The organism is Sphingomonas hominis, from assembly GCF_013328205.1.
Lineage (GTDB): Bacteria > Pseudomonadota > Alphaproteobacteria > Sphingomonadales > Sphingomonadaceae > Sphingomonas > Sphingomonas hominis.
In genome coordinates, this window is the sequence record NZ_JABULH010000004.1 from 314,680 (window position 1) to 334,397 (window position 19,718).

At 66.3% G+C, this 19,718-nt stretch carries 25 protein-coding genes and 2 pseudogenes; 6 read left to right on the forward strand and 21 right to left on the reverse strand.

Annotation, left to right across the window (positions count from 1 at the left end; genetic code table 11):
* Positions 1-54: 54 nt before the first annotated feature.
* From dapE to rpmH, 7 genes are all read right to left on the reverse strand, one after another.
* The gene (dapE, locus tag HRV97_RS11635; RefSeq protein WP_174194425.1) at positions 55-1,194 is read right to left on the reverse strand and encodes a succinyl-diaminopimelate desuccinylase; all 1,140 of its coding nucleotides are present in this window, start codon (positions 1,192-1,194) and stop codon (positions 55-57) included.
* Positions 1,191-1,853, reverse strand: coding sequence for a glutathione S-transferase family protein (locus HRV97_RS11640; RefSeq protein WP_174194426.1), 663 nt, complete (start codon positions 1,851-1,853; stop codon positions 1,191-1,193). The genes dapE and HRV97_RS11640 overlap by 4 nt, the downstream gene beginning before the upstream one ends.
* A gap of 62 nt (positions 1,854-1,915) precedes the next feature.
* Entirely contained in the window at positions 1,916-2,584 is a 669-nt protein-coding gene (gene yihA / locus HRV97_RS11645; RefSeq protein WP_174194427.1) for a ribosome biogenesis GTP-binding protein YihA/YsxC, read from the reverse strand.
* The gene (gene yidC / locus HRV97_RS11650) at positions 2,581-4,296 is read right to left on the reverse strand and encodes a membrane protein insertase YidC (protein WP_174194428.1); all 1,716 of its coding nucleotides are present in this window, start codon (positions 4,294-4,296) and stop codon (positions 2,581-2,583) included. The genes yihA and yidC overlap by 4 nt, the downstream gene beginning before the upstream one ends.
* A gap of 19 nt (positions 4,297-4,315) precedes the next feature.
* The gene (gene yidD / locus HRV97_RS11655) at positions 4,316-4,528 is read right to left on the reverse strand and encodes a membrane protein insertion efficiency factor YidD (protein WP_174194429.1); all 213 of its coding nucleotides are present in this window, start codon (positions 4,526-4,528) and stop codon (positions 4,316-4,318) included.
* On the reverse strand, positions 4,525-4,884 hold the full coding sequence (rnpA, locus tag HRV97_RS11660) for a ribonuclease P protein component (RefSeq protein WP_174194430.1): 360 nt from the start codon (positions 4,882-4,884) through the stop codon (positions 4,525-4,527). The genes yidD and rnpA overlap by 4 nt, the downstream gene beginning before the upstream one ends.
* A gap of 35 nt (positions 4,885-4,919) precedes the next feature.
* Complete coding sequence (gene rpmH / locus HRV97_RS11665; protein ID WP_028056723.1) at positions 4,920-5,054, reverse strand: 50S ribosomal protein L34; 135 nt, start codon at positions 5,052-5,054, stop codon at positions 4,920-4,922.
* Positions 5,055-5,227: 173 nt separating this feature from the next.
* On the opposite strand from rpmH, the pseudogene HRV97_RS11670 reads away from it, so the two are divergent.
* A pseudogene (locus HRV97_RS11670) lies at positions 5,228-5,866 on the forward strand (magnesium chelatase domain-containing protein); the annotation flags it as partial.
* 456 nt (positions 5,867-6,322) lie between these two features.
* Here the strand turns inward: HRV97_RS11670 and HRV97_RS11675 are convergent.
* Entirely contained in the window at positions 6,323-6,745 is a 423-nt protein-coding gene (locus HRV97_RS11675; protein ID WP_174194431.1) for a MerR family DNA-binding protein, read from the reverse strand.
* A gap of 62 nt (positions 6,746-6,807) precedes the next feature.
* Between HRV97_RS11675 and HRV97_RS11680 the strand changes: the two genes are divergently transcribed.
* Genes HRV97_RS11680 through HRV97_RS11690 form a run of 3 tightly spaced genes read left to right on the forward strand, consistent with a single transcriptional unit; the run spans position 6,808 to position 8,197 of the window.
* Positions 6,808-7,560, forward strand: coding sequence for a MauE/DoxX family redox-associated membrane protein (locus HRV97_RS11680; RefSeq protein WP_174194474.1), 753 nt, complete (start codon positions 6,808-6,810; stop codon positions 7,558-7,560).
* A 37-nt stretch (positions 7,561-7,597) separates the two neighbouring features.
* Positions 7,598-7,930, forward strand: a complete 333-nt coding sequence (locus HRV97_RS11685; RefSeq protein WP_174194432.1) for a hypothetical protein — start codon at positions 7,598-7,600, stop codon at positions 7,928-7,930.
* 45 nt (positions 7,931-7,975) lie between these two features.
* Positions 7,976-8,197, forward strand: coding sequence for a hypothetical protein (locus tag HRV97_RS11690; protein ID WP_174194433.1), 222 nt, complete (start codon positions 7,976-7,978; stop codon positions 8,195-8,197).
* A gap of 38 nt (positions 8,198-8,235) precedes the next feature.
* Here HRV97_RS11690 and dmeF read toward each other — a convergent pair whose 3' ends face one another.
* The 10 genes from dmeF to HRV97_RS11740 all read right to left on the reverse strand — a co-directional run bounded on the left by dmeF (position 8,236) and on the right by HRV97_RS11740 (position 16,076).
* A complete protein-coding gene (dmeF, locus tag HRV97_RS11695) occupies positions 8,236-9,213 on the reverse strand; it encodes a CDF family Co(II)/Ni(II) efflux transporter DmeF (RefSeq protein ID WP_174194434.1) in 978 nt (325 codons plus the stop codon).
* A 3-nt stretch (positions 9,214-9,216) separates the two neighbouring features.
* Complete coding sequence (locus HRV97_RS11700; protein ID WP_246248688.1) at positions 9,217-9,663, reverse strand: DUF411 domain-containing protein; 447 nt, start codon at positions 9,661-9,663, stop codon at positions 9,217-9,219.
* 58 nt (positions 9,664-9,721) lie between these two features.
* Positions 9,722-10,096: a DUF305 domain-containing protein gene (locus HRV97_RS11705; RefSeq protein ID WP_174194435.1), complete on the reverse strand. Its 375-nt coding sequence runs from the start codon at positions 10,094-10,096 to the stop codon at positions 9,722-9,724.
* A gap of 76 nt (positions 10,097-10,172) precedes the next feature.
* On the reverse strand, positions 10,173-10,772 hold the full coding sequence (locus tag HRV97_RS11710) for a DUF305 domain-containing protein (RefSeq protein WP_223176806.1): 600 nt from the start codon (positions 10,770-10,772) through the stop codon (positions 10,173-10,175).
* A 264-nt stretch (positions 10,773-11,036) separates the two neighbouring features.
* On the reverse strand, positions 11,037-11,447 hold the full coding sequence (locus HRV97_RS17430; RefSeq protein ID WP_246248689.1) for a hypothetical protein: 411 nt from the start codon (positions 11,445-11,447) through the stop codon (positions 11,037-11,039).
* A 101-nt stretch (positions 11,448-11,548) separates the two neighbouring features.
* Positions 11,549-12,739, reverse strand: coding sequence for a copper resistance protein B (locus HRV97_RS11720; protein ID WP_174194477.1), 1,191 nt, complete (start codon positions 12,737-12,739; stop codon positions 11,549-11,551).
* A gap of 23 nt (positions 12,740-12,762) precedes the next feature.
* A complete protein-coding gene (locus HRV97_RS11725; protein ID WP_174194436.1) occupies positions 12,763-14,733 on the reverse strand; it encodes a copper resistance system multicopper oxidase in 1,971 nt (656 codons plus the stop codon).
* A 67-nt stretch (positions 14,734-14,800) separates the two neighbouring features.
* Positions 14,801-15,370, reverse strand: a complete 570-nt coding sequence (locus HRV97_RS11730; protein WP_174194437.1) for a sigma-70 family RNA polymerase sigma factor — start codon at positions 15,368-15,370, stop codon at positions 14,801-14,803.
* On the reverse strand, positions 15,367-15,807 hold the full coding sequence (locus HRV97_RS11735) for a periplasmic heavy metal sensor (RefSeq protein WP_174194438.1): 441 nt from the start codon (positions 15,805-15,807) through the stop codon (positions 15,367-15,369). The genes HRV97_RS11730 and HRV97_RS11735 overlap by 4 nt, the downstream gene beginning before the upstream one ends.
* A complete protein-coding gene (locus HRV97_RS11740) occupies positions 15,804-16,076 on the reverse strand; it encodes a hypothetical protein (protein ID WP_174194439.1) in 273 nt (90 codons plus the stop codon). The genes HRV97_RS11735 and HRV97_RS11740 overlap by 4 nt, the downstream gene beginning before the upstream one ends.
* A 119-nt stretch (positions 16,077-16,195) precedes the next feature.
* Here HRV97_RS11740 and copC point away from each other — a divergent pair, with 119 nt between their 5' ends.
* Positions 16,196-16,567: a copper homeostasis periplasmic binding protein CopC gene (gene copC / locus HRV97_RS11745; protein ID WP_174194440.1), complete on the forward strand. Its 372-nt coding sequence runs from the start codon at positions 16,196-16,198 to the stop codon at positions 16,565-16,567.
* A gap of 1 nt (position 16,568) precedes the next feature.
* Positions 16,569-17,498: a copper homeostasis membrane protein CopD gene (gene copD / locus HRV97_RS11750; protein ID WP_174194441.1), complete on the forward strand. Its 930-nt coding sequence runs from the start codon at positions 16,569-16,571 to the stop codon at positions 17,496-17,498.
* 192 nt (positions 17,499-17,690) lie between these two features.
* Here copD and HRV97_RS11755 read toward each other — a convergent pair.
* From HRV97_RS11755 to HRV97_RS11765, 3 genes and pseudogenes are all read right to left on the reverse strand, one after another.
* Positions 17,691-17,954, reverse strand: a pseudogene (locus HRV97_RS11755) (tyrosine-type recombinase/integrase); the annotation flags it as partial.
* A 173-nt stretch (positions 17,955-18,127) separates the two neighbouring features.
* Positions 18,128-18,856, reverse strand: coding sequence for an IS21-like element helper ATPase IstB (gene istB, locus HRV97_RS11760; protein ID WP_061781605.1), 729 nt, complete (start codon positions 18,854-18,856; stop codon positions 18,128-18,130).
* A partial coding sequence (locus HRV97_RS11765; RefSeq protein WP_425505765.1) for a Mu transposase domain-containing protein occupies positions 18,843-19,718 on the reverse strand: 876 nt, incomplete at its 5' end. The genes HRV97_RS11765 and istB, both read right to left, overlap by 14 nt.

Below are 19,718 nucleotides of genomic sequence, written 5' to 3' on the forward strand. Positions count from 1 at the left end.
AATCCTTGCCGCCCATCCCAAGTTCAACGAGCGGCAGGCGTGACCGGTTGCGCGCTACCCGACCGAAGACGCGCGGCGCAGCAGGTCGGCGTAAATACGGGTGAGCGCGTGAAGGTCGTCGATCGCCACCGCTTCGTCGCGCTGGTGCATCGTGACATTGAGCAGGCCGAACTCGATCACTGGGCAAAGCGCGCGAAGGAAGCGGGCGTCGGAGGTGCCGCCGGTGGTCGACAACTCGGGGGTGAGCCCCGTCTCATGCAGGATTGCCGCGGACAGCATCGCCGAGAGCGGTCCCGGCTCGGTCAGGAACGCCTCGCCCGACACGCGCGAGGTGACGATCGCCTCGGGTGCGTGACGGCGGACGATCTCAGCCACGCGCGTCGCCAGTGTGTCGCCCTGGTGCAGGTCGTTGAAGCGAATGCTCACCCGCGCCTTGGCCGCCGCCGGGATGACGTTGGTCGCCGGATTGCCGACGGTAATGTCGGTCACCTCCAGGTTGGACGGCTGGAACCATTCACTGCCCTTGTCGAGCACCAGCGCGTCGAGTTCGGCCAGTGCGGCGACCAGCTTGGGGATCGGGTTGTCGGCGAGGTGGGGGTAGGCGACGTGCCCCTGTCGGCCCGGCACCTCGATCCAGATGTTCACCGATCCCCGCCGCCCGATCTTGATCGTATCGCCGAGCGCGCGCGCGGAGGTCGGCTCGCCGACGAGGCACAGGTCGGGCGCAATCCCGCGGTCGCGCATCCGCTCGATCAGCGACTCGGTGCCGTAGGTAGCAGGACCTTCCTCGTCGCCGGTGATGATCAGCGTGACCTGACCCACGTCGGACGACGCGGCGGTGGCTGCGACGAACGCGGCGACCGCCCCCTTCATGTCGACCGCGCCGCGCCCGTAGAGCAGGCCGTCGCGTACCTGGCTGGCAAAGGCGTCGCTAGTCCAGCCGTCACCCGCGGGCACGACGTCGACGTGACCGGCAAAGGCGAGATGGGGTCTGCTCGTTCCGCGGGTCGCAAGCAAATTTTCCACCGGTCCGTCGGGCGCCTCGCCGACCACGAAGCGATCGACCGCGAAGCCGAGCGGCAGCAGTGCTGCCTCCAGCACGTCGAACACCGCACCGCGCGCCGGCGTCACGCTCTCCGCGTCGATCAGCGCGCGGGCCAGCGCCACCACATTGACCGTCGCGGGCGCACTCACGCCGCAGGTTGCTCAAATTGTTCGAGCACCCAATCCTCCGCCTGAGCCCCCGCGATCCAGTCCTGCATGAACGGATGCGACAGCACCGCCATGACATAGGCGGCGGCGAAGCGCGGGGTCGGCAGCGAGTAGGTGACGATGCGCGTACAAACGGGCGCGAACATGATGTCCGCCGCGCCGAACTCGCCGAACAGGAAATCGCCGTCACCGCCGAAGCGCGCGCGCGCCTGCGCCCACAATTCCATGATGCGCGACAGGTCCGCGATGACATCGTCGTCGGGCCGCTTGGGCGCGAAGATCTGGCGGATGTTCATGCTGTGCTTGCGACGCAGCGCGGCGAAGCTCGAGTGCATCTCCGCCGCCATCGACCGCGCCATCGCGCGCGCCGCCTCATCCTCGGGCCAGAAGCGTTCGCGCCCGACCTTGTCGGAGAGATACTCGACGATCGCCAGGCTATCCCACACCACAGCGTCGCCGTCCCACAGGATCGGCACCTTGCCCGACGAAGGCGCGAACTCGTCACCTTCGCGGCGCTTGTCCCACTCCTCGTCGTAGAGCGGCACGACGACCTCCTCGAACGCGAGCCCAGACTGCTTGCACGCGAGCCAGCCGCGCAGCGACCACGACGAATAGGCCTTGTTGCCGATGATGAGCTTCATGGCCGCCAGCGATACGGGGCCGGGCAGGGGACCACAAGCGCCCGCTTGCCCCACCCGCCGCGTCAGCTGTTTACGGCTTCCAGCACCGCCGCGCGCAGTTCGGGAATGCCCATCCCGCCCTCGCTCGACGTCTGGATGATGTCGGGGTGCGCGGCCGCGTGCTTGCGCGCCTCGGCCGCGGTCGCGGCGGTCACGTCGGCGAGGTCGGTCGCCTTGACCTTGTCCGCCTTGGTCAGCACCAGCCGGTAGCTGACGGCGGCGCGGTCAAGCATCTCCAGGATCTCGCGGTCGACCTCCTTGATGCCGTGGCGGCTGTCAATCAGCACCAACGCGCGCTTCAATGCCTGCCGCCCGCGCAGGAAATCGTTGACCAGAAAGCGCCACTTCTTGACCATGTCCTTGGGCGCCTTGGCGAAACCGTAGCCCGGCATGTCGACCAGTCGAAAGGCGAGCGGCTGCCCGACGTCGAAGAAGTTTAGCTCCTGCGTCCGCCCCGGCGTGACCGACGTGCGCGCGAGCGACTTGCGCCCCGTCAGCGCGTTGAGCAGCGACGACTTGCCGACGTTCGATCGTCCGGCGAACGCCACCTCGGGCACGACCGGCGGGGGCAGGAAGTTAAGCGCGGGCGCCGACTTCAGGAACTCGACTGGGCCTGCAAACAATTTGCGCGCCGCCTCGATCTGCTCCGCGTTGAACGCGTCGCCGCCGATGTCGGAGGGCTCGTCGCTCACTTGGCCCCGCTTTTTACTGGCGCCTGCTTCAATTGCGGATGCCGGCTGTAGAGCCACTTCTGTTGCATGATCGAGATGCAGTTGGTGGTGATCCAGTAGACCTGCAATCCGACCGCGAACGGCGCCATCACGAACATCAGCACCCACGGCATGATCGCGAACACCTGCTTCTGCGCGTCGTCCATCGGTGCCGGGTTCAAGCGGAACTGGAAGAACATCGAGATGCCGAGCAGGATTGGCACGACGCCGATCGCGATCACGTGCGGCGGGGTGAAGTCGAGCAGCCCGAACAGATTGAGCGGGGTGAGGGGATCGGGCGCGGACAAATCCTTGATCCACAGCACGAACGGCTGGTGCCGCATCTCGATCGTCAGCAGCAGCACCTTGTACAACGCGTAGAAGATCGGGATCTGGATCAGCGTCGGCAGGCAGCCGGCGAGCGGGTTGACTTTCTCCGCCTTGTACAGCGCCATGATCTCCTGCTGCTGGCGCTGCTTGTCGTCCTTGTGACGCTCCTGGATCGCTTTCATCTTGGGCTGGATCGCGCGCATCGCCGCCATGCTGCGGAACTGGCGCTGCGCGATCGGGAAGACGAGCAGGCGGATCGTCAGCGTCAGCAGGATGATCGCGACACCGAAATTGCCGACCAGGTGGAACAGCAGGTCGAGATAGTAGAAGATTGGCTTTTCGACCAATCGGAACCAGCCCCAGTCGAGCGAATAGTCGAGCTTCGCCGCGGTGCCGTTGTCGGTATATTGGTCGAGCAGCTTCACTTCCTTCGCCCCCGCGAAGAAGCGTGTCGTCTGCGACACCTGCGCGCCGGGTGCGAGCAACTGCGCCGCGCCGGTGAAGTCGCCCTGATACGCCTTGTTCGCACCGGCACGGAACTGCCCGTCGAAGCCGCGCGACTGATCGGGGATCAGCGCGGTCAGCCAATATTTATCGGTGAAGCCGAGCCAGCCACCCTTCGATGCGAAGCGCTGCGCGCCCTCGTCGACGTCCTTGAAATTGGGGCCGTAATGCGCCGCATTGTCGTACACCGCCATCGGGCCGGTGTGGATCGTCCAGCTATCGGGGTCCTTTGACACGCCGGTGCGATTGACCAGTCCGTAGCTCGCCACCGGCACCGCGGTGCGGCCGGCATTGGCGACGGTCTGGCGGACGGTGAACAGGTAATCGCCGTCGACCGACAGGTCGATGCGGAAGCGCTGGCCGTTGGCATTGGCGGCGGTCAGCGTGACCGGACGATCCGGCGACAGCACGGTCGACGACGCGGTCCAGGTCGCGTCGGCCGCGGGCGGCATCAACCCGCCGTCACGCCAACCGAACTGCGCGAAATAGGCCTCTGGCGCCCCGGCGGGCGACAACAGCCGGATCGGCGCGGAGTTCTTCGCCACCGTTTCCTTGTAATCGGTCAGCACGAGATCATCGATGCGCGCGCCGCGCAGGTTGATTGATCCTTGCAGCCGCGGCGTCTGGATGCGCACGCGCGGGCTCTCGGACAACACCGCGCGTCGGTCGCGGATCGCGGCCGGGCCATCGGCGGTCGGATCGGCACCGGGCTGCGGCAATGCTTTCGACTTGCCGTCGACGATCTTGGTCGCGGGCGGGTTGGCAGTCGGAAAGAAGCGGCTCTGCGCCAGCGGCCAGCCGAACAGGATCAGCGCCGCGATCACCGCGAACACGATGAAATTCTTGTTGTCGTTGTTCACCTGGCGTTCCACATCGTCATCACGGCACCGGATCGGGTCCGTGTCCGCCCCAAGGATGGCATCGCGCGATCCGCTTGACCGCCAGCCATCCGCCCCTGACCGCTCCATAGCGGCGCAGCGCCTCTATTGCATAGGCCGAACACGACGGCTGAAACCGGCACGACGGCGGCAGCATGACGCTCGGCCCCAATTGCCACGCGCGCGCGACCAGGATCAGCGCGCGTGCGATCATTTCCGCTTGCGCCGCGGCGGTCGGTTGTCGCCCTCGGGCGCCTTGGCCGCACGTTCCAGCGCGCGCACCAGATCGTGCTTGAGCGCGGCATGGTCGCGCGTCAGCGCAGCGTCACGCCCGATCAGCACGTGGTCGGCGCCCGCGCATCCCGCCTCGGGCAACACCTCACGCGCTAGTGCGCGGAAACGCCGCTTGATCCGGTTGCGGACCACAGCGTTGCCGACCTTCTTGGTCACGGTGATGCCGATCCGCATCGCGGGATCGTCGTCGCGTCGATCCTTGACCAACAAAACGAAGCCGGGCGTCGGAGCCCGACGCCCGGCGTTCGCGGCCAGATAGTCCGGCCGCTTCGTCATGCGCCCCGGCGTCATGCGCGGGGAGCTTTTCTCGTTTACGCCGACAGCTTCTTGCGGCCGCGTGCGCGACGCGCCCGGATCACCGCACGGCCGCCGACCGTCGCCATCCGCGCGCGAAAGCCGTGACGGCGTGCACGCACCAGGTTGCTCGGCTGAAAGGTCCGCTTCATCGTTCATGTCCCGAATACAAATATCAAGGGGCCACCACACGGGCAGCCCCAACGCTGCGCCGCATAGGCAAAGCACGGCTCCAAGTCAACGTCGCGCGCTGACCTTACGGTAAGTCTTGTCGGCTTCGCAATTGATACGAGCAAGCTATGACGTCGGGCAGGGGGGCAGCAACATGGTCGCGATCGTATCCACCGTGGCGTATCTGGGATTGGAGGCGCGCGCGGTCGAGGTGCAGGTGCAATTGATCGCCGGCCTGCCCGCATTCAACCTCGTCGGGCTCGCCGACAAGGCGGTGGGCGAGAGCCGCGAGCGCGTGCGCGGCGCGATCGCCAGCATGGGCCTCTCGCTGCCGCCCAAGCGGATCGCGGTCAACCTGTCGCCCGCCGATCTGCCGAAGGAAGGATCGCACTTCGACCTTCCGATCGCGCTCGGCCTGCTCGCCGCAATGGGCGTGGTCGATGCCGAGGCGCTCGCCGATTACGTCATCGTCGGCGAGTTGGGGCTGAACGGCCGGTTAGCACCTTCGCCGGGCGTGCTGCTCGCCGCGATCCACGCGGCGGAGATGGGGAAGGGCCTGATCTGCCCCGCCGCGCAAGGACCCGAAGCCGCCTGGAGCGCCGGGATCGAGTTGGTTGCCGCGCCCGACCTGCTCGGCCTGCTCAATCACCTGAAAGGCGAGCAACTGCTCGCGATGCCTCGCCCTGGTGAGGTGATCGACACGCGCAGTGGCCCCGACCTGCGCCAGGTAAAGGGGCAGGAAACAGCGAAACGCGCCCTGGAGATCGCGGCAGCGGGCGCCCACAACCTGTTACGGTTGTGTCAAGCTACACCTAGATAGAAAAGGATGGGCGCACGCCTTCGCGCGTCGACGTTTTACCCGTCACAGATGTATGCAGCGCCTCTAAGGTCTGCAACGCAGACCGGCTGCCTTGTCACTGCTCAACGCAGCTGTCGCGGTCCCTCGCACCTGAGAACCTGCCCGGATGACCGACTTCGATCCACGTCCGCCGTAGAGCTGCCTGACGGCTTCCGACCCAGTTCCCGACGTTCGGCCTGATTCAGCGCTTTCCAGAAACCGCCCGTTTGTTCATCTTGCTCCGGGCATAGAGCGGGGTGACTGAGGCTGGGGACGTAGCTGCCAATCCGGTCTCCGACGACAACCGTCACAAGCAGTCGGTCTGCCCGGTTCTGGTGCTGAGCGAAACCAAGCGCTGGCCGGCAGTTTCCCTCGGCTGTCGCCTTCTGACCTGTGGATGACGAGAGCAGGCTAAGAGTCCGTAGATCGATCTGCGTCGAAGGCTTTGAGAATGGGACATGCGCCATTCGTGCCGGACCCACATTCATGAGCAAGCCGCTGGAGTGATACTCGCACGCGCTCCAGCTCCTTGATCTTCGCGTCCAGCGCCGCGATCCGCTCATTGGCAAGCTGGCGTGCTCGATCGCGATCGTCGGTCGCGTCCAGCGCCACCAGTTCTCCGATCTGCTCCAACGTAAAGCCAGCGGCCTGCGCCGATCGGATGAACCGGAGCCGGCGAACATCGTCTGCTGTGTAGCGGCGGATACCGCCATTCGCGCCCGACCCTTCCGGCCTTTCCGGCGTCTTGAGCAATCCTCTGCGCTGATAATAGCGCACCGTCTCCACACCGACGCCACCCTCGCGCGCGAGTCCTGCAATTGTCACGTCGGCCATGCCTTGACCCCGTACCATAGTACGGCCCCCATATAGGCGTCGCGAACATGGTGGAGAAGAACATGGCGACCGCGGTGCCCAAGAAGGCAACGATCTACCGCATGGTGATGCCGACGCACACCTGCCCCTACGGCCTCAAGGCAAAGGACCTGCTGCAACGACGCGGCTATGAGGTCGAGGACCATTGGCTGAGGACGCGCGAGGAAACCGACGCGTTCAAAGCCAAGCACGGGGTCAAAACGACACCGCAGACCTTCATCGACGGTGAGCGGGTAGGCGGCTATGACGATTTGCGTCGGTTCTTCGGCAAGACCGTGGCCGACCCCAAGGCGGTAACATACCGGCCCGTCGCGGTTGTGTTCGCGATGACGGCATTAATGGCGCTTGCGGCCAGCTATGCCGTGCTCGGCACACCCTTCACGGTACGGGCAGGTGAGTGGTTCATCGCCTTCTCGATGTGTGTGCTGGCGATGTTGAAGCTCCAGAACGTCGAGAAGTTCGCGACCATGTTCCTCAATTACGACCTGCTCGCGAAGCGCTGGGTGCCATACTCCTATATCTACCCCTACGCGGAAGGCGCGGCGGGCGTGCTGATGGCGGCCGGCGTGTTGACCTGGTTGTCAGTGCCGATCGCGCTGGTGATCGGGACGATCGGGGCGGTCTCGGTCATCAAGGCCGTCTATGTCGACAAGCGCGAGCTGAAATGCGCGTGCGTGGGCGGTGACAGCAATGTGCCCCTGGGCTTTCTGTCGCTGACCGAGAACGTGATGATGGTCGCCATGGCGATCTGGATGATGCTGGGCGTCGCGCACTGATCTGGCGCGGCGGCCCGGCGCAACCTACAAGGGCCGCATGAGCTTCGGCCGCCTCGTCCGCACGTTCGCGCTGGTCCTGCTGGGCGCGATGCTGCTCGTGCGCATGGGGCCGATGTGCGAGGCCATGGCGCAGGCGGCTCCGCTTACGCAGGCGCATGCCGGCATGGCCGATTGCGATCGCGCGCCGCCCACTCCCGCGAAAAAGGCTCCTCCGGTGGACTGCTTAGGAGCCTGCATCGCAACCGCCCTCGATGTGCACACGTCTCCGGCGCTGCAGATCGCCTTGCGGACGGCCCCGCCCGCCCCCGAGCCTCATGCCCTTGTTGGTCGGTCGGGCGGTCCTGCGCCGCCACCTCCTCGAACTCCCTGATCGATTAGACTTCCGATCAATCAATGCATTTGAGGATAATCAGACATGAAGACCATCAAGTTCATCGGTGCGGCCGTCGCGCTCGCTCTCGTTCCGGCCACGGCCTTCGCCGCCGCTGACTGCTGTGCAGGCAAGGAGTGCTGCAAGGACGGCGCCGATTGCTGCAAGGACAAGGACGGCGCGAAGAAGGATTGCTGCGCCGACATGAAGGACATGAAGCACGGCAAGCACGCCGGTCACGACATGTCGGGCATGCAGAAAAAGTGACACGTCGGGTGGGGGACGCCGTTCCGGCGCCCCCGCCTTCAAGCCGCCCTGAGGTGGCTGTGCTCGCCCGGGCAGCGGTGCGTCTCAACGGTGACGTGCACCAGCTCCTCATGGATGGTCACGCGGGAAGCATAATCTGAAGGCGCCAGCGGCCGCTCGGCTACCAGCGACACGATGGCCGCGAACTTGCCAGGGCCGACCTGCCAAACGTGTAGATCGGTGATGACGGCATCGCCGTCCTCGATGCCTTCGCGGATCTCCTCCTCGAGGCCGGGGTTCGCGCTGGCGTCGACCAGGACTCGTCCGGTGTCGCGCAGCAGGCCCCAGGACCAGCGTGCGATGACGATCGCGCCGACGACGCCCATTGCGGCGTCCGCCCAGCTCCATCCGAGATAGCGCCCGGCCAGAAGGGCGAGGATGGCGAGCACGGACGTGAGCGCATCGGCCAGCACGTGGAAGTATGCCGATCGCAAATTGTTGTCGTGGTGGGCATGGCTGTGGCCGTGCTCGTGCCCATGATGATGGCCGTGATGGTCGTGGCCATGCCCATGGTGGTGATGATCACCCCCGAGCAGCCATGCGCTAGCGAGGTTCACGCCCAAGCCCAGCACGGCGATCCAGAGTGCCTCGCCGTAGGCGATGGAAGGCGTGGCGAAGAGCCGTCCGACCGACTCCACTCCGATCCCCAGCGCGATCAGCGCCAGGACGAGTGCGCTGGCGAAGCCGGCCAGCTCGCCGACCTTGCCGGTGCCGAAGGTGAAGCGCCTGTCGGAAGCGTGCCGGCGGGCATAGCGGTAGGCGAGCGCCGCGACGCCGAGTGCGCCGGCATGGGTCGCCATGTGGAAGCCGTCGGCGAGCAGCGCCATCGATCCCGTGAGCCACCCGGCAACGATCTCAACGACCATCATGCCGGCCGTCAGCGCGACGACATACCGGGTGCGCTTCTCGTGCGCGTCGTGTGCGTCGCCCAGAAAGACGTGGTCGTGGACGTGCTCGCTGCGGTGGTCGTGATGCATACGTCAGGCTCCGTGATGCGCGAAAACGCGGCGCCCACCGGGCCCGAAGGCCACCACGTCATAGGACTGAGCCTTCATGCCCGGCATCTCCATACCGGGAGAGCCCATCGGCATCCCGGCGACAGCGAGGCCGGTGACGCCCTTCGGATGCGTGGCCAAGACGCGCTTCATGTCGGCGATCGGGACGTGGCCCTCGAAGGTCATGCCGTCAATGATGGCAGTGTGACAGGAGGCGAGGTCCTGAGGCACGCCGCGCGTCTTCATGAACGCCCGCCGGTTCGCATCGTCGACGACGCGGACGGCGCGGCCGAACTGCGCCTTCACCTGCTGCGCCCATTTCTCGCAACAAGGGCAACCCGGATCACGGTGCATCAGGACGGGGCCCGCGGCGAGAGCGCCCGCAGGGGCAGCGAACGCCAGCGCGGCGGCGAGAATGCGAAAGCGAGCCATGTGTGAATCCCCGTAAGCTCATCCCCCCGCACGGCGGCGGGGGGAGGACGATAATCGTTTACTGGGCGCTCTTGCCATGCGCCCGCAGCCAGGCGTTCAGCTCGCCGACTTCGCGGGTCTGCTCTGCGATCGTCTTGGTGGCCATCTGACGAACCTTGGGGTCCTTTGTCTCGCGCAGCACGATACGCGACATGGCGATGCCACCACGGTGGTGCTCGACCATCTTGCGGACCCACGTCTCGGTGGCATCAGCACCCATCGCCGACATCATCTTCTGATGCATGTCCATCTCGGCCTGCGGGTACGGGTTCGCCGGCGTCGGCCGCATCATCTGCCCGTGGTTCATGCCGGAATGGTCCATGCCCTGCATCTGGGCGACCGCGGGGACCGCGCCGAGGGCGGCCGCGACGGCCATAATCATCATTTTCTTCATCGTGTCGCTCCTGCGTCAAGGCCCCCCGCTCAACAGGGTTACGGGCTTCAAACGATTAGCCCTCAAACGATGTTGCTCAGCGGATCGGCTGAAGCGTGTTGATGCCGACGCTCTCGTCGGTTTCGGGGGGCGGCGGAGGCACCTGCTTGTCGCGATAGGACGGGAGGTCGGGCGCATTATCGGACGTGGGATGCGCCTCGAGCCGGGTGATGTAGCGCTTCATCTGCGCGATCTCGCGGACCTGAGCATCGATGATCCCGTCCGCCAGCTTGCGTACCTCGGGGTCTTTGATGTGCGCGCGCTCGCTGGTCATGATCGCGATCGAGTGATGCGGGATCATGGCTTTCATATAAGCGACGTCGCCGACCGTCTCTTGGCTGCGGACAAGCCACAAGGCACCAGCGAACACCGCGATCGAGGCCGCCACGATGCCGAGATTAGCCCGCCGGTCGGGGTACATGCCCCACATGAAGCCGATCATGATGAGCGCCATGGTGGCGCCCATGACGATCGCCATCCACGTCCGGGTCTGACTGTATTCGACATGGGCGAGCGCGTAGGTGTTGAGGTACATGAGCCCGAACATCACGACCGTCGACGTCGCGATCATCGCGGCGAAGCGCCCGTAGCTCATCCCCATACCGCCCTGTTTGGAGCTGGGGTCGTCGTGGTTCATCATGCGCTCTCCTGTGCGACCCCACCCACTGAAGGATACGTGGCCCTCTACTGGATCCCTTGAGCTTTTCTGCGGCGTCGACGGGGCCAGCGCATAAAGAGCAGGATCGCCCCGGCGACAGCGAACACTAGTCCGCCCGCTGCGAAAGCGTTGAGCCATGGCGTGTTGAACCGTTCGTGCTCGGTCCAATCCATGATGTGGAGGCCCCAGAAGAAGTTGTAGAGCCGCCAGGTGCCGGTTCGCACCGATGTCAGCCTCCCCGTCTCAGCTGCCACGTAGATGCGGGTCCCCGTCGTCATCGGGGAAAGAGGCCCGCCAGGCGGGGAGGGCACCGAGGTACTCGGTGTTCGCGCGGTCGATCCGCTCGACGACGGGCGCCGAGCCGGAATCGCCGCGATACGCCTGTCTTGCGATCAGCGCTGCGGATGCGCCGTCGACCGGGGGGAGCGGCTTTGCGGTGCGGGCGTCCAGCAAACGCACCTTGCCGTCGCCGAGCTGGGCTTCGACGATCGGCCGCCCCAGCAGCATCCGGTGCTGAAGCTGACGCACCGGCGCTCCGGCAGATGCGAGAAGGGCAGGGACGGGCGCGAAGTCCTGGGTCGCGATCAGGGCCGGTTCGACGTTCCGGTCGATCCGGTGATCGCCATGCACCGTGTCGATCGGCAGCAGGCTCATGACGAGCCCGCTGGTGAACCAGACGATCGCCTGCGCCCCGATCAGGAGCGCAAGCCAGCGGTGAACCTTGCTTGCCCCAACATGGAGGCGGAGCCGCGGGCTCAGAACCAGGTCCTCACGCCCGCGACGAAGCTGAAGCCGCCCGTATCGTCACCGCGTGCGCGGGTGAAGCGCGCGGTGTCGCCGAACTGTCGCTCCCACGACACGCCGATATAGGGCGCGAACTCGCGGCGACCCTCGTAGCGAAGCCTCAAGCCGGCTTCCAGATCGGTCAGCCCCGAGCCGGTCCCCGTCTCGGGAACGTCCTGCGCGGAAAAATTGGCCTCCACCCTGGGCTGCAGCACGAACCAGTTGGTGATGCGCTGGTCGTAATAGCCCTCCGCGCGGCCAAGCACGTCACCCTTGTCGGAGAGGAACAATGCGCCCTCCACCTCAAACCAACCGGGGGCCAGCCCCTCGATCCCTACCGTCGCATAGGTGCGCGAAGGGTTGGGCTTGAAATCGTAGCGAACGCCGGCCTGGAGGTTCCAATAGGGGTCGAGAGCGCGGCTGTAGAGCGCCTGCACCTCGGCCTGTTCGAGCGGCTTGCCGAATGTGCCTTCGCCCTCGCTCTTCAGCGTGAAGCGATTGATGTCGCCCCCGATCCAGGCCTCTCCGTCCCAGCGATAGCCGTCGCCGCCCTTGCGTGCCTGATATTCGGCGAGATTGAAGAGGACCTGGTAGACGGTCATCCCGCCATGCTCGCGGCGCAGATCGTTCTCGCGCGAGCTGGCCATGGCGTCAGCGCCCCAGAAGCGATCGGCTAGGTGGTCTCCGGCCGGAGCGGGAGCGGGCTTGTTGCCGGGAGGAAGGTCGGTTCCGACCTTGGCAGCGGGCTGATCGCCGGGCATCGCCATGCCCGGCATCGTGCTCATGTCGGGCCCGGCGTGGGGGTCCTGCGCCGCGCCTGTAGATGCACCCATGCCGGGCATGGCCGACATATCGTGCCCGGCATGGGGGTTTTGGGTGGGCGCAGCCTGCTGCTGACCGCCCATATCCATCCCCTGCATTCCGCTCATGTCATGCCCGGCATGAGGGTCGGCAGCCTGCGTCTTCGCCGGTTGCGCGCGCCGCGGCGCGGTGCGTCGGACAGGGGCCTTACGCTTAGTCGCGAGCTTGGCCGCAGCCTTCGCTTTCGGCTTGGCTACCGGTTTGGCCGCCGGCTTTGCCGGCATCGTCATGCCCGGCATGTTGTGCATGGAATGGTCCATGGTCTGCGCCAATGCGGGTGTCGCAAGGGCGAGCGGCGCCATACCGGCGAGGAGGAGCGCCCGGATCACGCCGCGGCCTCCCCGGCCTTGCGGACCTGGACGACACGCATCATGCCTGCGTGCATGTGGTAGAGCATGTGGCAGTGGAAGGCCCAGTCGCCTTCCTCGCCGGTCACGTCCCAGCTTACCGTGCCTCCCGGCTGCACCAGCACCGTATGCTTACGGGGCGCGTAGGCGCCCTTGCCGGTCACCAGGTCGAAGAAGTGGCCGTGGATGTGGATCGGATGCCCCATCATCGTGTCGTTGATGAGCGTCACCCGTACTCGCTCGCCGTGGAGCAGCGTGATTGGGTCGGGGTTCTCCGACAGCTTCTCGCCGTCGAAGCCCCACATGTAGCGCTCCATGTTGCCGGTGAGGTGGAGCTTGATCTCTCGCTCCGGCGCGCGTGTGTCCGGGTTGCGGTCGAGCGCCATCAGGTCGCGATAGGTGAGAACGCGGTGCCCGACGTTCTCCAGCCCCTGCCCGGGATCGCCGGTCCGATCGACCGGCATCGGCGAGATGGTCTGCACGCCAGGTCCCTTCTTCACCTCGGGGGCATTGCTGAAATCGCGCATGGAATGGCTCATGCCGCCCATGTCCATCCCGCCCATCTGATCGCCGTTCATCGCCGGCATCGTGCCGGAACCATGATCCATTCCGGCCATGGCGCCGCCCTGAGCCTGGCCGTGGTCCATGCCCGCCATGCCGCTTGCTGCGGCGCCGGCCGCGCCGTGGTTCATCTGCGAATGATCCATACCCGGCATCGCGCCGGTACCTGCGCCATGCCCCATCGCAGCATGGTCCATGCCGGACATCGATCCCGCGGCGCCGCCCGTAGCACTATGACTCATAGCGCCGTGGTCCATCGTGCCATGATCCATGCCGCCCATGCCCATGTCCTTCATGGTCGCGAGCGGGCGCTTGCGGAGCGGGGGCACCTCAGCCGCCATGCCCTCGCGCGGGGCGAGCGTCGCGCGGGCCATGCCGGAGCGATCGATGCTCTCACCGACCAGCGTATAGGCGCGCAGGTCGGGCGGGGTGACGATCGCGTCATAGGTCTCCGCCGGGCCGAACTGGAATTCGTCGATCTCGACCGGGCGCACGTTCAAGCCGTCGGCCGCGACGATGGTCATCGGCAGGCCCGGAATGCGGACGTTGAAGGTGGTCATCGACGAGGCGTTGATGAAGCGCAGCCGTACCCGCTCGCCGGGGCGGAACAGCGCGGTCCAATTGTCCTTGGGGCCGTAGCCGTTGACCAGGTAGGTGTAGACCGAGCCCGTGACGTCGGCGACGTCGGCGGGGTCCATCCGCATCTGGCCCCACTCCAACCGCTCTTTGAGCGACTGATCCTTGCCGGCGAGAAGCCCGGCGAGGGTCTGGCGCTGGCGATTGAAATAGCCCGACTCCTTCTTCAGCCGATCGAAGAGGTAGTGCGGGTGATGGAAGCTGTGGTCGGACAGCACGATCACGTGCTCCCGGTCGAACTGCACGGGATCGGGGTTCTTCGGATCGATCAGGATCGGGCCGTAGTGTCCCTCCTGCTCCTGAAGCCCGGAATGGCTGTGATACCAGTAGGTCCCGCTCTGGATGATCGGGAACTCGTAGGTGAAGGTCGAGCGCGCTGGAATGCCGGGGAAGGCGATGCCGGGCACCCCGTCCATCTGGAAGGGAAGCAGCAGCCCGTGCCAGTGGATCGAGGTCTCCTCGTCGAGCTCGTTGACGACGTGGAGGCGGACGTTCTGGCCCTCACGCAGGCGGATGAGCGGAGCGGGCACGGTACCGTTGATGCCGATGGCGTGGCTCTGACGCCCGTCGATCATCATCATCTGATGCGCGACCTTGAGGGTGATGTCCTCGCCCGAGACCGTGGGCAACGGCTTGGCGATGCCGGCAGAGACGGGCTGTGCCCATGCCGGCATATAGGCCGACAAGGCGAGGCCGCCGCCTGCCAGACTGGCACCGCGCAGCACCTGGCGGCGGTCGAGAACGCGCGACATGCAAGCTCCTAAGAATGGGGCCGTAAAAGGGCCGTCGCTTCTTCTACGCGGCCGATCCGTCCAGCCCTCAGCGGTTCCCTAGTTTTTCAAGCAGCCGTGCTCGCGCGCGATAGAGGCGAGTTTCGACCGCCTTCTGGCTGATCCCCAGCACCTCGGCCGTCTCGGCCTGGCTCAGGCCTTCGATCGTCCGAAGTACCAAAGGCTCCTTCAGGTTCGCGGGCAAGGTCGAGATCGCGCGGGTCACACGATCGAGTTCCTGCCGATCGCCGGCCGCGTCGTCGATCGGCACCTGTTCGTCGACGATGCTCTGGACCTGTTCGTCGTTCGGCAGCGCGAACGACAGAAACCGGCGCACGGCACGCTTGCGCGCCCAATCGCGGCATTTGTTGACGGCGATGGTCGTGAGCCACGCCTGCATCGAGCGGTTGGGATCGTAGCGCGACAATGCCTGATGTGCGGCCACGAACGCTTCCTGGGTCACGTCCATCGCGTCGTCGGCATCGCCGAGGAAGGCGCGCGAAAGCCGGAACATCGGCTGCCGATAGCGTCGCACGATCTCGGCGAAAGCGGCTTGTCGGCCGGCGATGCTGAGCGTCGCCAGTTCGCCATCCGACAACGCGGTCCAAACGAGGCTCACCCCTCGCCGTCGGTGAGCGCCTTCACCACCGCGTCATCGAATTGAGAGGTCTGATCGGGCCGGAGGAGCTGACGCATGGCGAAGATGTGCGCCAGCGTCGCCTTCTGCAGCTCGCCCATCGCGGCATGGCTCTGGTCGACCGCAGCGGCCACCCGCGGACCATTGCCATGCTCGGCCTCGATCGCCTCGGCAAGGCGGGCATTGGCGGCACGCATCTCCAGCTCGAGGGCGCGGCGTTGCACCGCGAACCGGTCTTCGAGCACCTTCAATCGGGCCTGCTGGTCGCCATCAAGCGCGAGCTTGTGGTGCAGCACCTCGTGAAGCGCCGCACCGGGTTGCTTGGGCTGCGGCAGCAGCGCGCGCCCGATAAAGACACCACCGATCGCTGCCAGGAAGGCGAGCAAGGCGCACAGGACAACCCGCTTGGTCGAGGTCATGGCTCGCCGATCAGTAACGCGGAAGGGGCAAGGGGGGAGGCTCCGCCGAGCGGCGCCAGCGAGACAGCAGGGCTTGCCGTCGCGGGCAGCTCGGCACCGGCGATCCCGATACCGAGCGCCGCGGCGGTTATCACACCGATCCCGAGCCCTGCTCCGCGCACGGCGGGGCGGCTGCCGATCCGCGCGAGGATCTGGTCCTCGATACCCTCCAACGCGGCCGGAGCGGGTGCGCCCGCTAGTCGCGCCAATGCTCTGTCTAGATCGTCCATGCTTTCCACTCCGCCCCTCTATCATCGGATACGCATCGCTGCCCATCACCCCTCAACCGCTGGTGAGGGGTCGGGCAGCGCGCCGCGTAGAAGGGTGCACGAACCTCGTCGGAGTAACCATGCGTAGTCTCGCCCTTCCTGCCGCCTTCGCTCTCCTGAGCCTCGCCAGTGCGGCGCAGGCCCACCCGAAGCTCGTTGTGGCCTCCCCCGCGCCCAACGCGACCGTTGCCAAGCCCGCGCGTGTCGCTTTGCAGTTCAGCGAGAAGCTGATGCCGAAATTCTCCGGTGCGGACCTGATGATGACGGGGCATGGCGGCGCCAAGCACTCGCCGATGAAGGTAGCAGCCACCACCCAGGTTGCACCCGACGGTCGAACGCTGGTCGTGGTGCCCAAGTCGCCGCTCGGTGCGGGCCGCTACAGCGTCGCATGGCACGTCGTCTCGGCCGACACGCATCGGGTGTCCGGCAGCTTCGCCTTCGCGGTGAAGTGAGGTGGACGCCGACTGGCCGCTGATCGGGGTCCGCTTCGCGCTTTATGCGACGTTGAGCGGGCTGTTCGGCCTGTCGGCGTTCAGCCTCTACGGGCTCAAGGCCGGGGCGCGCGCAGACGCACTCGCCTTGCGCCCCTGGCTGGTGGGGACCGGGCTGCTCGGCCTTCTGTTTTCCGGCATCGCGCTCGTCCTCCTTGCAGCGACGATGGCCGGTGCGCCGGCATGGCCGATCGATCGGGAAGCGATCGGGATGCTGCTTACCGGGTCCGCGACGGGCACGGCGTGGGAAGCGCGCATGGTCGCACTGATTGTGGCCGTGATCGCGGCGCTGATCGCGGCAGGACGTACCGCGCCGCTCGGCCTGGTGGTACTCGCGGCGGGCATTGCGCTCGCGACGCTCGCTTGGACGGGCCATGGCGCGATGGATGAGGGCGCGACGGGCTGGGTCCATCTGCTGGCCGATATTCTGCACCTGTTGTCGGCCGGAGCCTGGCTCGGTGCACTGCTCGGATTGACGCTCCTCGTGGTGCGGCCGGCAGCTCGCGTCGACGTCGCGCATCTCAGACTGACCCACCGGGCGCTCCACGGCTTCGGTATGGTCGGCACGATCGTTGTCGGCACGATCGTTGTGACGGGTCTGGTGAATGGCTGGCTGCTGGTCGGTGCCAGCAATCTGCCAAGACTTCCCACCTCCCTGTACGGCCAGCTCCTCCTCGCTAAGCTGGCGCTGTTCGGCGCGATGCTGGGGCTGGCCTCCCTCAATCGCTTTCGGCTGACGCCGGCGTTCGAGCGCTCAGTTGCCGCGCGCGATCATCGGGCTGCGCTCGGTACTCTGCGGCGCAGCCTCGCGATCGAGGCGAGCTGTGCCGTCACGATCCTGGCGCTGGTTGCTTGGCTGGGGATGCTCGAGCCCCCTGCAACGGCGATGTGAGGAGCGGGCGGCCTCTTGCTTGGCCGCGTTATATCCTGTGTTCGTCGGCAATCGCGTCTGACGCATTCCGCGCCCGGCATAATGGCAGAAGTTAGGTGCCCCAAGGCAACGCTGGAAAGACTGGAAGTGGGTCGAAAGCGGTCTGGCGCGGAAGCGACCCACCTCTCATTGAGATGGGCCGCCCCCCACTTGTCAGATTTCCGTCCGTTCTGCGAGGACGAGAGCATCCTCGATGTCCACGCCAAGGTACCTGACAGTATTCTCGATCTTCGTGTGGCCCAGCAGGATCTGGATTGCCCGAAGGTTCCCGGTAGCCTTGTAGATCATCGATGCTTTCGTGCGGCGAAGCGAGTGCGTGCCGTACTCGGCCCGGCGGAGTCCGGCCGCAACAACCCACTCATCCACCAGTCGAGCATACTGCCTCGTGCTGAGATGCCCTGCGTGATCGACGCGGCTGTCAATCGGCGTCCAAAAAGGACCCCCTATCGGCGTCCAAAAGGGACCCCGTTTGTCGAGCGGTGTGACGGGTATGGCGGGCGTGCCGTTCGCGCTGGTTGCGGCGTAGGGCGGGCGTAGCCCGACCGGAGGCGCAACCAGCGCGAAGCATCTTCTGCCGGTGGTCCCGCGCGTCAGCTGCGGTGCTTGAATCGCCAGCTGTCGTTGCCGGTCTCGACGATGTCGCAGTGGTGGGTAATGCGGTCGAGCAGCGCGGTGGTCATCTTGGGGTCGCCAAAGACGGTCGGCCACTCACCGAAGGCCAGGTTCGTGGTGACGATGACCGAGGTCTGCTCATAGAGCTTGCTGACGAGATGGAAGAGCAGCTGACCGCCCGAGCGTGCAAACGGCAGGTAGCCAAGCTCGTCGAGCACCACGAGGTCGAGACGCGAGAGCTGGGCCGCCAACGTGCCGGCCTTGCCGAGGCGCGTTTCCTCCTCGAGCCGGTTCACCAGGTCCACCGTGTTGAAGTAGCGCCCGCGGGCGCCGGCTCGTACCACATTGGCGGTGATGGCGGTGGCGAGGTGCGTCTTGCCGGTGCCCGTCCCACCGACCAGCACGACGTTGCGCCGGCCGGGGAGGAACGAGCCGCTGTGCAGGGAGCGCACCAGTCCTTCGTTGATGGGAGTGTCGCCGAAGACGAAGGCGTCGAGGTCCTTCACCGCCGGCAGCCTGGCGGCCGACATCCGGTAACGAACCGACGCTGCATGGCGGTGCGTCGCCTCGGCACGCAGCAGGTCGGTCAGGACCTCCATGGTCGTGCGCTTGCGCTGGAGACCGGTGGTCACCGCCTCGTCGAAGGCGCCAGCCATGCCCTTCAGCCCCAACTCGGTCATGGCCGTCATCATCTCATGCCGCTGCATGGAGGCCTCGCAGGCTGTCATAGCGGTTGCAGTCGGCACGGGGCGGATAGCGCAGCGCCAGGTCCTCGGGGGTGACAATGGTCAGCGGTCGTGGCGGTTCTCGCCTGCGGGCCAGGATGTTGACGATGACGTCGTCGCTGGCGGTGCCGGCCAGCAGCGCCTCTCGCACGGCCGCTTCCACCGCCTCCAGTCCGTCGTCGAGCACCGCTGCCAGCACCCGCACGAACCGCCGGTCGGCATCGTCACCGACGCCGAGCTTGCGCCGCAGTCGTGCCAGCGCAGGCGGCAGCTCCCAGCCCTGGAACGGTGCGCCGTTGCGCAGGGCGCCCGGCTTGGTCGCCAACACCGGCAGATAATGCCACGGGTCGTAGATGGTCCGGTCGCGGCCAAAGAACCGGGGATGGTCGGCGACGACTTCACCATCGCAGCGCACGACGATGCGGTCGGCATAGGCGCGAACCTGCACCGCGCGTCGCGCCACCCTGGCAGAAACGGAATAGCGGTTGCGGTCGAAGCTGATGAGGCATGTGCCGCTTACCGCATGCTCGCTCTCGTGGAAGCCGTCGAAGGGTGCGACAACAGGCTGGAGTACAGCCTGTTCGGCTGCCCATGCCTCGGCGACCGTCAGTTCCTTCTGCTCGGGATGCTGGTGCATGTCGGCCCAGCGCCGACACTCGGCCTCCAACCAGCCGTTCAGCTCCGCGAGGCTGGTAAAGCGCAGGCGTGGCTGGAAGAAGCGGCCGCGCGCGGTCTGCACCTGGTTCTCGACCTGACCCTTCTCCCAACCCGACGCGGGCGAGCAGGCGGTCGGCTCGACCATGTAGTGGTTGGCCATGACCAGGAAGCGCCGGTTGAAGACACG